16 protein-coding genes and 1 pseudogene are annotated in these 15,009 nt (G+C 36.5%); 5 read left to right on the forward strand and 12 right to left on the reverse strand.

The window, feature by feature from the left end:
* Positions 1-115: 115 nt before the first annotated feature.
* Positions 116-1,357, forward strand: coding sequence for a mechanosensitive ion channel family protein (locus F885_RS11115; protein ID WP_005316027.1), 1,242 nt, complete (start codon positions 116-118; stop codon positions 1,355-1,357).
* A gap of 35 nt (positions 1,358-1,392) precedes the next feature.
* Here F885_RS11115 and F885_RS11110 read toward each other — a convergent pair whose 3' ends face one another.
* The 6 genes from F885_RS11110 to F885_RS11085 form a co-directional block, all read right to left on the reverse strand.
* Entirely contained in the window at positions 1,393-1,647 is a 255-nt protein-coding gene (locus F885_RS11110) for a hypothetical protein (protein WP_005316029.1), read from the reverse strand.
* A 135-nt stretch (positions 1,648-1,782) separates the two neighbouring features.
* A complete protein-coding gene (locus F885_RS11105) occupies positions 1,783-2,064 on the reverse strand; it encodes a hypothetical protein (protein WP_004653154.1) in 282 nt (93 codons plus the stop codon).
* Between the two features lie 160 nt (positions 2,065-2,224).
* Positions 2,225-2,737, reverse strand: coding sequence for a lipopolysaccharide transport periplasmic protein LptA (lptA, locus tag F885_RS11100; RefSeq protein ID WP_005316031.1), 513 nt, complete (start codon positions 2,735-2,737; stop codon positions 2,225-2,227).
* A gap of 161 nt (positions 2,738-2,898) precedes the next feature.
* A complete protein-coding gene (locus F885_RS11095) occupies positions 2,899-3,231 on the reverse strand; it encodes a hypothetical protein (protein ID WP_032859339.1) in 333 nt (110 codons plus the stop codon).
* Between the two features lie 261 nt (positions 3,232-3,492).
* Positions 3,493-5,364, reverse strand: a complete 1,872-nt coding sequence (locus F885_RS11090) for a non-contractile tail sheath protein (RefSeq protein ID WP_005316034.1) — start codon at positions 5,362-5,364, stop codon at positions 3,493-3,495.
* 184 nt (positions 5,365-5,548) lie between these two features.
* A complete protein-coding gene (locus F885_RS11085; RefSeq protein WP_005316037.1) occupies positions 5,549-6,202 on the reverse strand; it encodes a hypothetical protein in 654 nt (217 codons plus the stop codon).
* Positions 6,203-7,058: 856 nt separating this feature from the next.
* On the opposite strand from F885_RS11085, the gene F885_RS11080 reads away from it, so the two are divergent.
* The gene (locus F885_RS11080; RefSeq protein ID WP_005203192.1) at positions 7,059-7,301 is read left to right on the forward strand and encodes a hypothetical protein; all 243 of its coding nucleotides are present in this window, start codon (positions 7,059-7,061) and stop codon (positions 7,299-7,301) included.
* Between the two features lie 153 nt (positions 7,302-7,454).
* Here the strand turns inward: F885_RS11080 and F885_RS11075 are convergent, their stop codons facing one another.
* The 3 genes from F885_RS11075 to F885_RS11065 all read right to left on the reverse strand — a co-directional run bounded on the left by F885_RS11075 (position 7,455) and on the right by F885_RS11065 (position 8,514).
* Positions 7,455-7,757, reverse strand: coding sequence for a hypothetical protein (locus F885_RS11075; RefSeq protein ID WP_005316041.1), 303 nt, complete (start codon positions 7,755-7,757; stop codon positions 7,455-7,457).
* Positions 7,758-7,849: 92 nt separating this feature from the next.
* Positions 7,850-8,044 carry a hypothetical protein gene (locus F885_RS11070; protein ID WP_005316042.1) on the reverse strand — a complete coding sequence of 65 codons (195 nt, stop codon included), beginning with the start codon at positions 8,042-8,044 and terminating at the stop codon, positions 7,850-7,852.
* A gap of 152 nt (positions 8,045-8,196) precedes the next feature.
* Entirely contained in the window at positions 8,197-8,514 is a 318-nt protein-coding gene (locus tag F885_RS11065) for a hypothetical protein (RefSeq protein ID WP_005203189.1), read from the reverse strand.
* 523 nt (positions 8,515-9,037) lie between these two features.
* Between F885_RS11065 and gltS the strand changes: the two genes are divergently transcribed.
* The 3 genes from gltS (at position 9,038) to F885_RS11045 (ending at position 12,686) form a co-directional block, all read left to right on the forward strand.
* On the forward strand, positions 9,038-10,267 hold the full coding sequence (gene gltS / locus F885_RS11060; RefSeq protein ID WP_005316044.1) for a sodium/glutamate symporter: 1,230 nt from the start codon (positions 9,038-9,040) through the stop codon (positions 10,265-10,267).
* Positions 10,268-10,499: 232 nt separating this feature from the next.
* Positions 10,500-11,447: a metal-dependent hydrolase gene (locus F885_RS11055; RefSeq protein ID WP_005316052.1), complete on the forward strand. Its 948-nt coding sequence runs from the start codon at positions 10,500-10,502 to the stop codon at positions 11,445-11,447.
* A gap of 163 nt (positions 11,448-11,610) precedes the next feature.
* Positions 11,611-12,686, forward strand: a protein-coding gene (locus F885_RS11045; RefSeq protein WP_085946061.1) for an IS3 family transposase whose coding sequence is annotated in 2 segments (ribosomal slippage) — positions 11,611-11,863 and positions 11,863-12,686 — 1,077 coding nt in all. Because the reading frame shifts where the segments join, the coding sequence is not laid out codon by codon here.
* A gap of 271 nt (positions 12,687-12,957) precedes the next feature.
* On the opposite strand, the gene F885_RS20655 is transcribed toward F885_RS11045, so the two are convergent.
* The 3 genes and pseudogenes from F885_RS20655 to F885_RS21020 all read right to left on the reverse strand — a co-directional run bounded on the left by F885_RS20655 (position 12,958) and on the right by F885_RS21020 (position 14,810).
* Positions 12,958-14,102 (reverse strand): IS3 family transposase gene (locus tag F885_RS20655; protein ID WP_085944219.1). Its coding sequence is split into 2 segments (ribosomal slippage): positions 12,958-13,838 and positions 13,838-14,102, totalling 1,146 coding nucleotides; the frame shifts between segments, so codons are not numbered across the junction.
* Between the two features lie 82 nt (positions 14,103-14,184).
* Positions 14,185-14,409: pseudogene (locus F885_RS11030) on the reverse strand (hypothetical protein); the annotation flags it as partial.
* A gap of 224 nt (positions 14,410-14,633) precedes the next feature.
* On the reverse strand, positions 14,634-14,810 hold the full coding sequence (locus F885_RS21020; protein WP_005316059.1) for a hypothetical protein: 177 nt from the start codon (positions 14,808-14,810) through the stop codon (positions 14,634-14,636).
* Between the last annotated feature and the right edge of the window lie 199 nt (positions 14,811-15,009).

Below are 15,009 nucleotides of genomic sequence, written 5' to 3' on the forward strand. Positions count from 1 at the left end.
CCAACAGTTATGTAAAAACGCCTTTACAAATCGTATATAAACTGTGATCAAGTTAATATAAAACACCATTACACCTTACAATTCCGTCTCAAAGAATTTATAAGGTGTTTTGGGTTTGGATTATTTAAAGTATTTGCGTAGTGAGTTAAGCCATTACCCATGGCTAGAAACAGCGATTGCATTCATCATTTTGATTTTGTTTGCGGCACTTGCCAACTTTATTGCGAAAAGAATTATCGTCCGTGGTATTCGCCATTTAGTTACAAAATTTAAATCTCCAAATCAATCAATTTTCGCACAACATAGTGTGACTCAGCGTTTTGCCAATATCGTCCCTGCGATTGTCATCATGAATGGCATTACCACGATTCCACATCTACCAGAGAAATTCATCAGCTTTGTACAAATGGGTGCACAGGCTTTTATCTTCCTGACCCTAGCACTTACTGTCAGTGAAGCGCTGAATATTTTTAACTTAATTTATCAACGTAATCCCAAGTCTAGAAATAAGCCGATTAAGGGCTATCTGCAACTTGTTAAACTGATCTTATTCGTTGTTTGTGGCCTCATGATTTTGGGTACCTTCTTGAAAAAAGATGTGTTTACCCTACTTGCAGGCTTCGGTGCAATGGCTGCGGTATTGATGTTGGTGTTCCAAAATACCATTCTTTCTTTGGTTGCCAGTGTTCAAATCGCTTCTTATGACATGGTCCGTATTGGTGACTGGATTGAAATGCCATCTTTAAATGCAGACGGCGATGTCATTGATATGTCATTACATACAGTGACCGTACAGAACTTTGATAAGACCTTTACAACCATTCCAACAAATAAACTGGTGACTGACACCTTTAGAAACTGGCGTGGGATGAGTGAGTCAGGCTGCCGTCGTATTAAACGTTCACTGTTCCTAGATCAAAGTAGTGTTCACTTCATGTCTGATGCAGAACAACAAAAGCTCAAAGACTTCTTGTTACTTGATCAGTACCTCGATGCTAAGAAATCTGAAATTGAAGAGTTCAATAACCACTTGAGTAATCAGTCTCAGTATAATCAACGTCGTTTAACCAATCTTGGGACATTCCGTGCTTATGTTGAGTTTTACTTACGTCAGCATCAAGGGATTGCCCAAAACCAAACTATTTTGGTACGTCAAATGCAACCAACCAGTGAAGGCTTACCATTAGAAATCTATGCATTTACCAATACCATTGCATGGGCTTCGTATGAAGCAATTCAGTCTGATATTTTTGATCACTTGATTGCAATTATTCCTGAATTTGGCTTGAGAATTTATCAAGCACCATCAGGTCACGATTTTCAGTTACTCTCTACTGAACAAACCGATAAAGCCTAATCTAGCTCAATAAAAAAGCACCGTCAGGTGCTTTTTTATTGATTGATCTCAAAGTACTTCTTACACCCTTGCATCCACTCCGCTGATACTGGTGGCTCTTTTGGGTTTTCTGTATTTGCTAATTCACAATCTGCTGGATTGTTTAATCCATTGTCTCTCGGAAAAAAATAACCATAATAGCCATCACTATTCTTCTGATAACCACCCGTTTTTTTATAATCCCAGTAGAAGTAACTGGCAAAAGCCAATGCCATCCCTAACATGACAAAGAGCAATCCTTTTAAACTCATCCATCGCTCTAAATTGATTTTTCAACATTATAAACAAATTTATTAAACATTTAGGGATAAGTTTTACTTCTAGAAAAGAAAATGGCGCATAAAAAAGCCCCAATCAAATTTGGAGCTTTTTACGGTCTTTAGGAATCAGTCCCACTCTAGCTGAAACTGAATATTGGTATTGGTAAAATTAGGATTTAAGAAAACTCTATAACCTGCTTCCTTTAATTCAGTTACAACAATATCCGCATCTTCGCTACTGACTTCATGTTTTGAAAATTGTTGTAAGGCATCTCGATCACCGTCACTGGCTCTTAATTTAATCGTACTGGAAATTTTTGAGAGAATTTTATCTACTGTTAACTTTTTAACATTTGCATTAGAAATTGCAGTCGCTCGTGATGCAGGTAACAAAACTTCTTCGTTCACCGTATTCCGCCTGTAATATCAGAATAAGAAAAAAATTATAATATGTTCTATTTCCAGTTTTTCAAGTCCATAAAGTCAACTAAACGACAGATTTTGGCGCGCAAATACAAGAATAACAATTTTATGGGCTAAATAAGCAAATGGAAGTACTTTGACTCGCCTACTGACTTCTGATCAGCGGCTTCATTTGCACATTTTTCTGTGGTGGAATAACCATCTGAACGCGTTTATTCGAGCTACCACGAGCCTCAACATCACCTATGGTTAAATTATATCTTAGCGTTTCACCTGAAATACTGGAGCCATCCATGATAATGGATGCATTACCTTTTAATACAATTTCAGTTGCTGAAGTGCTGTACTCAACGCGGTTGGCCTTACCATAAACCATTCCCTTTTCTTCACTCACTTTTTGCTGAAATCTGACAGGGCTTCCCATAAGCGCAAGTTGATAAGGCTGGCCATTTTTCAAAGTTCCTATGGCTTTAGCCGCTTGGATATCAATCGTACCTTGTTTAATTTGGATATTAGAAGCCGAAAAGGAACTTTGATTTGGGCTATAAAGCGTATCTGTAGCTTCAATATAAATCGACTGCTGAAAGTCAGACTCAAGCGCATAAATATATGTACTGCACATCAAAATTGATGTAATCGAAACAATTTTCTTCATCATGATATTATTTTAGATCAATGCATTTATAAACGGCTGATCTTAGCACAAGATGAGATTAATTCTTATTTGAAATAATTAAATGAGCGTAAATACTGACTCTAAATATGCGAAAATTCCTGATGGGTAAAAATAAGAGAGGAAAATCTCCTCTCTAAGCCAGTCTATTGACAATTGATATCCAGTTTTTCAACATAATAATCAGTCGATACTTTTAAATCAGACATCAACTTCTCTTTGCTATAGTCCTTAGGTGCAAGTTTTAGTAAAGCAGGAATATACTTTGATTCATATAGATTAGGATAATCTTTGCAAAGTACACGTGTCTGCTCTTGTTTTGGTGTATCTGGATTATCCAAGATGTCCATGTATTCGGAGATTTTATTGTCCACGACTTCAAAACTTTCTTGCGCCTTCTCACTTTTAACTTCAGGCTGCTTGTTACAACCAACAAATAAGATGGAGATTAAGCCTAGAGATAGAATTCTGATTTTCATAACAATGCTGCATACGATAAATTCATAGAAATCCGCCATTGCGGGTCATTTGTTCTAATTTATCATTAAAGTACGACACCGCAGATATCTTTTGTACCAGTTGGGTAAGAAAAATTTAACAGTGTATGATCAAAAAAAAATTCTATGGATGTTCCGCCAGTACTCACTTCGTGATTCAAATCATTCTATTAAAAAATTAGGTAAATGATGAAAATAGAAGTGGCTTTTAATTTAAAAAACCACTTCCAGTCTAAGTATTAATTATAAATAAATCTCAGGTGGATACGGCGTATCATCGCTAATTGGCGTATACAGTGTATTTTCGACAAAGAATCCATTCGGTGCCTGTACAGTATCAATCGTCACAGAATCCTGCATCACTTGCGGATAGGCCCAGATAAACTGCTTCATCAGTCCTAAAGGATTATTATTCTTCATATCTCCAAATACACGCTGCCAAATTGGTGTTCGATAAGGCTTAGTGTTATCAAATCCATAGAGGTGAGCAATTGAGGAATCAGGAACAAATCCTGCTAAATAAGCCACTTTATCAGCTGGGTAGTTCAAATCTTGTGTAGGAATCTCTGAAACCGCCTGATGAGCCAAGCCTAAACGCGCTTCCAAAATCCAGTCATAGGCTTCCGTCATGATATAATCGAAATTCGGATAACTATAGTGCTCACTTGGATAATTGATATCTGTCGCCAAGGTTTCAATCGGTGTGCGAATCGTTGGAAAGAAAATCAGTGGACACACTTTTGCTGTTGGATACTTGGTTTTAATCACTATACGAATATCTCGACATGTCTGTCCTAGTTTATTGCGTAACCAAGCCTTAAACTCATCATATGGTGTGCCTGTTTTATTTACTGCATCATAAATCGTGCCCAAGTCTGGTGCATACAATCCCGTGTCTGCGTTAAATGCCAGTTTAGTTGGATAATCATAGACACATGGTAAATCTGTACCCTGATTATACCACCACCAAGGTTCACCAATTTGCATATTTACAGGGCAGCCGCCTACAGCCATCGTATCAGCAAACTCAATAAACGCTTTATGTAGATAAGCAAGTGCATTTTGATCACACGGGCTAAAGAAATAACTTGGCGGTTCATACCCCGTACGGCCTAAATTACTATTCCAATCGCGCTGTGCCCAGAATTCATTTGCGCCCAATGAGTACATTTCAAAACTGACACCAAATACAGGCTGCATCCCAGCATTTTGCAATGCTTGAGCAAAACGCTCATGCCATTTACGTGTACATGGATTTACAACAGATTGATTGGTCACCAACGTATCTGGAATTTGCCATTTATTAATACTACTGTTCCAAGACATTTCAGGATACTTTGACATACCACAATAATGATTGATCAAACCGTGATAGCCCAAAGCCTGCATATTATCGACCAAGCGCTGTGGATTCAGATCATAATGGTCATCGTAGCTGGTACAGATGCCGTAGTCATGTTGCGGAACAGAAACGCGCTTGAGCGTAAGTTTGGCATTTGGCCCTGTGGTTACCGAATTCGTTAAACGAATATAGCCATCTTCGACTTGGGCTAAAGGCTGGGTAGAATGCCCATTATAACTGCTCGTAAAACCTGAAAACGAAATTCGCTGAATGTTGGTGACAGGAAAAGACTCTGTTGCTGAAAACCCCGCTTTGACTGTATTCCAATTGATATGAATATGTGCCGAGCGAGATGCTGGCTGATTTGCATAGTTAAACAAGACAATGTAAGCAACCTTGTCTTCACCATTGGCTTTGTATTGCACAGTAAGTGTCGGTGTTAATGTTGGATTATTTAACATTGGCATAGATGCCGAGAGTTCAATATCAAAATCCCAAATCACACCGCTGTAATCATATTTAGTTTCATAAGCCAAAAACTTATGATCTTTCGCATCATATGAATCCCAAATAATCCCTGCAAGATCGGTTGTGGTACGTGAGCGAAATGATGCTTCAAAGCCATTCCCATAATTGGTAATTGCAAACGACATGGTCTGTGGACCATCAATGCGCCAGTACTTTGGACTAAAACGATTAATCATTGAGGTTTGGATGCTAATTGCGGGAGTTGTTTTTAAATTTTTTTGTTTATATTCAAAAGTATTTGTCATTTTTTAAATGCTCTCATTAATCACTGAATCTTTATCTTAAGCGATCGTGATTTTTTGACTGTTTGCATGAGTAAGGATTGATCAAAAAGTACGCATTTATTTCGACTTTATGTAAAGCTAAACTGAATCAGATCAATAAAAAAGCTCATCTTGTGACGAGCTCTTTTATTGCAAAAACGGATTCTTAGAAATTGTAACGAATGCCCACTTTATAAGTGATTCCATCTAGATCTAACACATCAGACGCGGTGCTCTCACAAAAATAACCTGTACATGCATCGTCAAAGTTTTCGATGTACAGCCATTTATATCCAAGTCCCACATAGCCTGCAATATCCTTTTGAATATAGTGACCTAATTCAAAATCAATCGGCAAAGTTACATAACGCAGTTTAGTATCATAGTCATCTGCATCAAGCCATGCATAACCAATACCAATACTTGCATTCGCATAAGTATTATTTTGATTATAAAATTTATAGCCACCTTTAACATTGATTTCAGTGCTGTGCCAATCTGAACTTTTTTGGTAATTCAATCCAAATGTTGTACTTAAGGTATCCAAGGCTGTAAATGTAACGCCTGTACCAAAGCCATTTAATTTCTCATGACCATCAATCGCATCCGACTGCAATCTAGAGCCATAATATTCTGCAAATACAGAAGTCTGAATTCCGCTGCTCGTCTCACTACGATAATTCTGATCTATGGGTTGGACTGTACGCTGTCCAAGCTCTTGAGGTGTCCCATAATTGACTTGTAAAGGTGTATCTGCCCACCCATTTACGCCCATGAGAGATACTGCTACTCCCATCACCCCGACAAATATTTTTTTCATCCTAATGCCTATTTTTATTTGAATTTAAGAGCTTAGAGAATAATTTATTTTCAATTTTTTAAAAATCATTTTTTTTAAAGACTATCAATAAAAACAAGAAACCGACATCTGGTCGCCCTTATATCGTTGTGTAATTTTAACACAAAACCATGTTCAGCCCTAAACTCACCGTATTGTTGTCTCATAGACACACTGAATAATATCTCCAAGAGATTTATTATCTTCGTTAACTTTACAGTTCAATTTTTTTATGTTGTATTAAGCCACATGCTAATTCATTAATAAAAAACATATTTTTTCATATAACCTATATAGGAAAAAAATGACAAATATTCTTCCATTGCGTTCATTTTTGCTACCCCACTATTTTATTACTGCAAAAAAACGTCATAATTGTCAATTTAGGGTCGGCTTTTACAATTTCAAAGTATACAAAAAAAATTGATTATTAAAACTTAGTTATTGATTAAATTAAATAAAAACTTAAAAACAGAATTATATAAATAATTATTAATGCTTGTCACAAAACACACAAAAAAGGCCAATCGAAATGTAACCGTCAGTTGACTAAAGCTTACAAATTGCATTATAAAATTAGAGTATTTTTCATTTATTTGTGAAATTTAAACCTGAAAGTTGACAAAATAATGATGCAAGATTCAGTATTGCCAATTTCAGAGTTATTCTCAGCTCAAACTTATAAATAAAAGTGACGCGCTGCAAGCAGTGAGAAATACATTAATGAATACCTATAGCATTTTATTTATTTAATATTCAATTAATTTTAATTTAATAAATCATTAAGCTATTTCCGTATTCTATTAATTATTGAGATACCTTTTATAGGAGAAAAAAAATGTATCAAAAACGGCAAAAAGATGCAGCAATCGACTATATCAAAACTGAAATTGATATGTTAATTGATCTTGACAATTCTGATGAAATCATTAAGAGCAAAAATCATCTTGAAATGACGCTGCTATTATTGGTCAAATTAGAGATATTTGGTTGGGATCAAGCCCAAACTTTAGCTAGAGAACTCAGTGTAACAAGTAGGACCGCAATTGACTGCTTGGAACATATGAAAAAAATAGCATAAGCGCAAGCAACTAAGCATCAAGAACACATTTCCAAGCAACTAGAATGAATAAACGCTCAAAATCAATGATGAAAATGAGCGTTTTAATTTTCAAGTGCCACTACTCGAACCTAAATCAAATTACTTCTAAACATTTAGTTCATCTGTTTTTTGTTATGGGCAGATCTCTTTATCTAAGCGTCTAGAAACCCAGTCAATAAAAGCTGTTTTATTACGAAATTGGGGTGTATTAAACAAGTTAATATCCAATTCAAAATGATCAAAATTCAGTAGCTTATACACTCCACCACCTAAAGGAATTAAACCAGTATGCGGGTATTTAATTGCTTTTAGCGCATTTCTCAAAAATAATGCTTTGATTTGTATGTCACTGTTTTTATAGGATTGATAGCTTTGAGAGTTTATGAATAGCTCATATTCTCGATCTAAAGTTTGAACAATTTCAGAAAAAAACACTTTATGCTCCTTTATTATTGGAATTATTTTTATACCACATAAAAATAAAAAGCCCATCATTTGATAAGCTTTTGTACAATTAAACATAAATTCTATTGAATACTTAATTCATCATCTTTAGCAACAATGACGGAAGTGAGCATTGGAACACCAAGAATAATCGGAACCATGATAATCCATAAATCCGTAGTCAACTTACTGGAAAAGAAGAAATGAATCACAAGAGCGACCAGAGCCAATACTGTGAATAAAACACCCATGAATCGGACTGCAAATTTAACAAGCACTTTTTGGTTCCTTATGATTCTAATACATATAAACAGTATACGCCTACTCTAGGAGTTAGGGCATTTTCTTTTTCTATTGCACTATAAAACCAACATATATATTTCTAAAGTTCAAAAAAGCCCAACATGAAGTGGGCTTTTTTAAACTAAAATTATTTCGCTTCGTTTACCCCAACGATAAACTGGCTGCAATTTGAACCTGCAGAAGCATTTGCCAGCTGTTTTTCAGAAAACTGAAATTTGGAAGCAACAGATTGATAGTCTTTCTTAAGACTTTGTCCAGTCAGTGTGCCTAACTGTTTAACCTGTTCTGGCGTTAATAATTCATTTTCAACCGCTTGATTCATCATGACACAAGCTGTAGTCATTGCATCATAACGTGCTGCAGTCTTTGAATAACCGAATGAACCGATTAAACCACCAATAACTAAACCGATAAGTAAAGATAAAATAATATGCTTTTTATTCATTTAAGTAACCTAGACAACCAATAAAAAATTAAGCAAATAAATATATTCACTTTTTCAAAATAAACGATTCGTTTTCTGTTTTTATTGTAGAGCGCTTTGCGGGATTTAAGCTACGAAATGTAACTTCTTATGAATTCAGCAACTTTATGGTTCCTGCGCGATAAGAGCGTCTTGATATTGCATTTCTCTAGCGTATTCATGATTGAAATTCTAAATTTTGCTGCAGCAAGCGTATAAAAAGTACCCTTTTAGATCCCATTCAGACAAAAAAATAATTTTTCTCAATTTCATGTGAAATCCATGGCAGCAACATGCCTTCTCAAATAAACAATCATTAAATTAAATGCTTAAATTTACTGTAATTTTACTCTTTGTTTACTTAAATATTTTGCAACAACTATTTAGATGCAGCAATGTTTAATTGTTAACCACATCACATATTTTAAAGCTGTTTTTTTTAATTTAATCTAGCGCCCTCAGAGAGCCTTTTATGCTCTTAACGGTTCATACTTTAAGGATATCTATGGATTTCATTCTTAATCCAACATATACGCTCATGCTAGCGGTGTTGGTCCTCTACGTAGGACGCATTTTAAACAAGCACATCCCGTTTTTAACAAAATACAATATCCCAGAGCCTGTTGCAGGCGGTTTAGTCGGCGCAATTATTTTTTACTTAATCCATCAATTTGCGGGTTATACAATTTCTGTAAATAAGCCAATGCAAGACACTTTTATGCTGATGTTTTTCGCATCCATTGGTTTAAGTGCTAATTTCGCCAAACTCAAAGAAGGTGGCAAACCATTAATCATCTTCTTAATTGCAATTTCCTTCTTTGTCATCATTCAAAATGGCGTTGGTATGGCAATTGCCTCTGCCGTAGGCCTTGATCCATTGATGGGTGTTGTTGCAGGTTCAATTGCCTTAGTCGGTGGCTTAGGTACTGCGGGTGCTTGGGGTCCAATTTTTGAAACCAAATATGCAGTTGAAGGCGCATTACCAATGGGTATTGCGAGTGCAACTTTTGGTATGGTGGTTGGCGGTTTAATGGGTGGTCCATTAGCGCGTTATCTTATTCGTAAGCATAATCTGGCGTCACCTTTAAACGCTGAAATACGCGAAGAAAATAAAGATGCCCCGCTTACTGATAGCGAATACACATTTGAAGCACCACAGAAAGTTCGTTTGATCACTGCAGACAACGCAATTGTCACCTTAGGTATGTTTGCATTTGCGCTAGCGTTTGCAGAAACAATGAAGAACCTGACGATTGGTACTGCAATTGAATTGCCTACCTTTGTCTGGGCATTGGGCGGCGGTATTCTGTTACGTAATGTGTTAGAAACAGGCTTAAAACAAGAAATCTTTGATCGTTCAATTGATGTATTTGGTAACACTGCCCTCGCGCTTTTCCTCGCCATGGCACTGGTATCATTAAAACTCTGGCAACTCGCAGACCTTGCAGTTCCAATGATCATCTTGTTGATTGCTCAGTCTATCGCAATGTGGGTCTTTGCAGTTTATGTTTCATTCCGTGTGATGGGGAAAAACTACGATTCAGCAGTACTAGCTTCTGGTCTGTGTGGTTTTGGTATGGGGGCAACACCAAATGCGATTGCAAATATGCAAGCCATTACCAACATGTATGGTCCTTCACATAAAGCATTCCTGATTGTTCCTCTTGTCGGTGCATTCTTTATTGATCTGGTAAACGTTGTTGTTATTCAAAGTATCTTACAAATCTTTGGTTAATTGCTAAGTCATAGATTGACTGCTTGATTAAGTTTATTAAAACCATATCTTCAAATGATATGGTTTTTTTATGTATGGCATTTCAAGCTTCAAAGTGAGAAGTTCTTGCTATTTTATCTTTAGAATCTCTAGATCAGTTTTTTTTGTCCTATAAGCACATGGTGAACAATTTTACTCAATGCTAAAAATTACTTATTCAAATTGATTCGTAATTTTATATTGGGTGACAGGAATGATCACAGAAAATCATCAACTAAAAGCAAGAAAAGTTTATTTCGATTTTTCGGAATCTTCTGTTTGTTGGATGCCAAATGACCCGCTATGCTCTCACATTGCCAATGGTATCAATATGTTGTTACCTGCAGGTGAATTTTGGTTTTGTCGAGTTTTTAATAAAGCACTCCCTTATGTAACTGATGAAAACCTAAAACAAGAAGTTATCGGATTTGTTCGTCAAGAAGCTGCTCATGCCCGTGCCCACGAAAAAGCACAAGATTTCTTGAGAGAAAATGGTTATGACATTCAAGATCCATTAAATCGTGCTCACTTTATTTTTAATATTCTTCTCGGTGACAAACCTTTAGGGATACCGTTCCTCAAGAGTGAAAAGTTGGAGGAATACTGGTTGTTGTTCCGAGTTGGTGTTATTGCTGCAATCGAGCACTTTACTGGAACCATTGGACAATGGACACTCGATAGCAAGTCTTGGGATACAGCAGATCCAGCTATGACTGACTTATTTCGCTGGCATCTTGCCGAAGAAGTTGAGCATCGTTGCGTTGCCTATGACCTTTTTGAGCATTTACTCACCAACAAATTTGGCTTCTATGTCTCTCGACAAGTGATTATGATGGGTGTATTCCCTCTGTTTATTTTCTTCCTTGCAGATTTTGCGCGTAGCCTTGGACAACAAGATCTAGAGCATCAAGATATCCAAAAATTAATGCGTCGCGGATTCTTTAGATTTATCCGCGAATTTGAAAAAACTGCAACACAAACAGATAATCTGCCAACCATTAAATATTTATGGAAAGCAACTTTACGTTGGACATCTCCAAAATTTAACCCAATCCATGAAGGCGATACTGAACAGGCATTGGCATATATGGCCCGCTCACCAGCAGTACAATATTTCGAACAAATGACTCAAAACTCAGGCAAGACGCCTGTAGCAAGTTAATTTTTTGCAATATCCTTCATCAGTATCATACTTTTCAATTTCACACCCTTAATTCGTTAAGGGTGTTTTTCTTCAAGACTCGAGCTTAAACGGGTAATCCCCCCTAAAAATAATAGGATCTAAAAGTAGAATTTTCTCTTAAGATACGAGCAGGAGATTCTGCATGAAAACATCTAAATTTACTGACAGTCAGATCATGTCCATCTTGAAACAGGCAGAATCTGGCACACCTGTAGCGACCCTTTGCCGTGAACACGGCATGAGTAATGCTACCTTTTATAAATGGCGTGCCAAATATGGTGGTATGGATACATCATTAATGGCTCGACTGAAAGAGCTAGAAGCCGAAAATACCAGACTTAAAAAGATGTATGCGGAAGAGCGATTAAAGGCCGAAATCATCCAGGAAGCGATGGCAAAAAAGTGGTAAAGCCATCTTGCCGGCGTAAGATGGCACAACAGGCAGTTGCCCAGCATGCCATTAGTATTCGTTTGGCTTGTAAAGCATTTGGTATTAGTGAAACCTGCTACCGCTATCAAGCCAATCTCAGCGATGACAATGCACTCATTGCTGAACAGCTCATTGAACTCACTGAGGAAAATTCCGATTGGGGCTTTGGTTTGTGCTTCTCGTATTTACGGCATGTTGAGAGTTGCTGCTGGAATCACAAGCGGGTTTACCGCATTTACTGTGAGTTGGCACTGAATCTGCGTATTAAACCGAGAAGAAGACTAAAACGGCATGCGCCTGAACCATTGAAAGAACCAATCCGAGAAAATCAGGTTTGGTCATTAGATTTTATGCATGATCAGCTTTCCGATGGTCGCAAGTTTCGATTATTGAATGTGATTGATGATTACCGCCGCGAAGGCCTAGCCATTGAAGCAGGGTTCTCATTGCCCACAATCAGGGTTATTCGTACGTTGAATCAATTGCTGGAGTGGCGAGAAAAGCCGTTAGTTATTCGGTGTGACAATGGCCCGGAGTTTATCAGTCACGAATTTGTGCGCTGGGCTACTGAGCACGGTATTCGTATTGAATATATTCAACCGGGTAAGCCACAGCAGAATGCGTATATTGAACGCTATAATCGGACCATACGTTATAGTTGGCTGAGCAAGCATTTATTTGATACTTTGGATGAAGTACAAGATTATGCAACAAACTGGTTGTGGCATTACAACCATGAAAGACCACATCAAGCTAACAAAGGAAAGCCACCTCTAATGGCTGCTTAACCTCTACTTTTAACTTCGGTTATTTATGGGAGGATTACCAACGCACAGCAGTTAGAAATAATAACTAACAGTTACTTAACAAGGAAATTTGGTTTGTTTTAACTCATTTTTAAGTACTGCATAATTTTTTTGTGCTTCATTTTGAGTAAAATTAAATTCATCTTTGGCCATCACACTTTCAGCAGCATCCTGCATATAGCCCTGATACTCAGAGGTGGTCCCACATGTTTGAACAACTAAAAGCTTATTTATAAGTGATACTCTGCTCTAGTTAAGCTACCTTATTTTGTTGTGGTAGCTGGTCATAGTAAAACTCATCTGGAGTCATTTTGTCCAGACTCGAATGAGGTCGTTTCAAATTATAAAATTCAAAATATGCGTTTAATTGCTTCTTCGCATCCAAAACATTGCTGTAGGCTTTGAGATACACCTCTTCATATTTAACGCTCCGCCATAATCGTTCAACCATCACATTATCAACCCATCGACCTTTACCATCCATGCTGATTTGGATGTCATTTGATTTCAATACATCAATAAATGCATCACTGGTAAACTGACTGCCTTGGTCTGTATTAAATATTTCAGGTCGACCATATTTTTCAATAGCTTCATTTAATGTTTCTATGCAAAATGTAACCTCCATACTAATCGATACTCTATGCGCAAGTACCTTGCGGCTATGCCAATCAATCACAGCACATAAATAAACAAAGCCTTTTGCCATAGGGATATACGTTATATCCGTAGACCACACTTGATTACTGCGCTGAATAGCCAATCCTTTGAGCAGATATGGATATTTGCGGTGAGCTTGATTAGCCTGGCTTAAATTTGGTTTGCAATATAACGCATTAATGCCCATTTTCTTCATTAAAGTACGTGTATGACGTCGTCCTATATGATGTCCTTGACGATTCAACAAATCACGCATCATACGGCTACCTGCAAAAGGGTATTGCATATGTAACTCATCCATACACCGCATCAGCTTCAGATCTGATGCACTCACAGGTTTTGGGCGATAGTAATAACAACCACGGGAGACTTTCAGCAGCTGAGCTTGCTTAGATACTGAAATCTGAAGTGAGTCATCGATTAACTTTTGTGGTTGAAGCGGCCCAGTTTCTTCAACACACCTTCTAAAAAATCAATTTCTAATGCCTGCTCACCGATTTTTGCATGTAGTTTTTTTAGATCGATGGGTGGTTCTGTTGGAGCTTTTGATTGATCGAAAGCTTGCGAGGAAGCTGAAATCAGTTGATTTTTCCAGTCGATAATTTGGTTTTGATGAACATCAAATTCAGCACTCAATTCAGCAAGTGTTTTTTCTGCTTTAATCGCAGCAAGTGCTACCTTAGCTTTAAAATCATTTGAATGATTTCTTCTTGGTCTACGTGCCATAAAATACTCCATATATTGATGTTTATAACATCATTTGGGGAGCAAAATATCACTTATAAGTGTTGTTCAAATTTCCTGATCCACCTCTCTCTAAATAATGTTCCATAATGAGCTTATGTAGATTTACTTTACTCTTCTCAACCAAGCATTCTTTTTGCTTTGCCTCTAACTGCTCATTTTTCGACTTTACTTTTCCTCTCAAACCATATTCAAATTGAATTTGATCATCTATAGATTTGAAATAAACATCAGATAAATTAACGTAATCATCTTTAAAGTTCTTAGCATCTGCAGTACGACATATACCGAATAAAAACATAAGTATAACTATAGATATTATTTTCATCACCGTTTCTATATATATTAATTTTCACTTATTATAACATCATATTGCACAAAAAACCGCCTTAAAATCAAACACCAATATGTTTAAAAACACAAAACAAAGCATGAAGAATAACTAAATAAAAACTTATTTAATATCTACCTATTTTAAATGACTACACTTAGTTATAAGACATACTTTCTAATCAAAAAGTCACATCAATATTCTCTATGTATGGATGAGGCTATATCTAATGCATCTCTTCCAATCTCAACTACAATTTCAACTAAATCTACTGGATTAAAATTAATTGAATTCACCACCGAACTCTGTGGCTGCTGATCTTCATTTTCTAATTCCTTTATTTTATTATCTTGGCTATTCGTTTCTACCATTACCTATTAGTGAAGCCATTTAATTCATAAAAAAGTAGTATATTATCAAGGGTGTAATTCTTGAGCTTGGTGATTAAAACAACCTCACTATCTTTATAAATTACATCCTTACTATTTCTATCATCTATTCATCTAATAGTTTTTCTTCACTTAAAATAGAAGCTTGATCTATTGTCTGTTTCCTTTCTCATCATTTATT

This window comes from Acinetobacter higginsii (genome assembly GCF_000369845.1).
GTDB classification, from domain to species: domain Bacteria; phylum Pseudomonadota; class Gammaproteobacteria; order Pseudomonadales; family Moraxellaceae; genus Acinetobacter; species Acinetobacter higginsii.

Bases quoted from the DNA above. Each gene is read 5' to 3' on its own strand.
- F885_RS11110 (WP_005316029.1), bottom strand. From the start codon at position 1,647: ATGAGTTTAAAAGGATTGCTCTTTGTCATGTTAGGGATGGCATTGGCT.
- lptA (WP_005316031.1), bottom strand. From the start codon at position 2,737: ATGATGAAGAAAATTGTTTCGATTACATCAATTTTGATGTGCAGTACA.
- F885_RS11095 (WP_032859339.1), bottom strand. From the start codon at position 3,231: ATGAAAATCAGAATTCTATCTCTAGGCTTAATCTCCATCTTATTTGTT.
- F885_RS11090 (WP_005316034.1), bottom strand. From the start codon at position 5,364: ATGACAAATACTTTTGAATATAAACAAAAAAATTTAAAAACAACTCCC.
- F885_RS11085 (WP_005316037.1), bottom strand. From the start codon at position 6,202: ATGAAAAAAATATTTGTCGGGGTGATGGGAGTAGCAGTATCTCTCATG.
- F885_RS11080 (WP_005203192.1), top strand. From the start codon at position 7,059: ATGTATCAAAAACGGCAAAAAGATGCAGCAATCGACTATATCAAAACT.
- F885_RS11065 (WP_005203189.1), bottom strand. From the start codon at position 8,514: ATGAATAAAAAGCATATTATTTTATCTTTACTTATCGGTTTAGTTATT.
- gltS (WP_005316044.1), top strand. From the start codon at position 9,038: ATGGATTTCATTCTTAATCCAACATATACGCTCATGCTAGCGGTGTTG.
- F885_RS11055 (WP_005316052.1), top strand. From the start codon at position 10,500: ATGATCACAGAAAATCATCAACTAAAAGCAAGAAAAGTTTATTTCGAT.
- F885_RS21020 (WP_005316059.1), bottom strand. From the start codon at position 14,810: ATGGTAGAAACGAATAGCCAAGATAATAAAATAAAGGAATTAGAAAAT.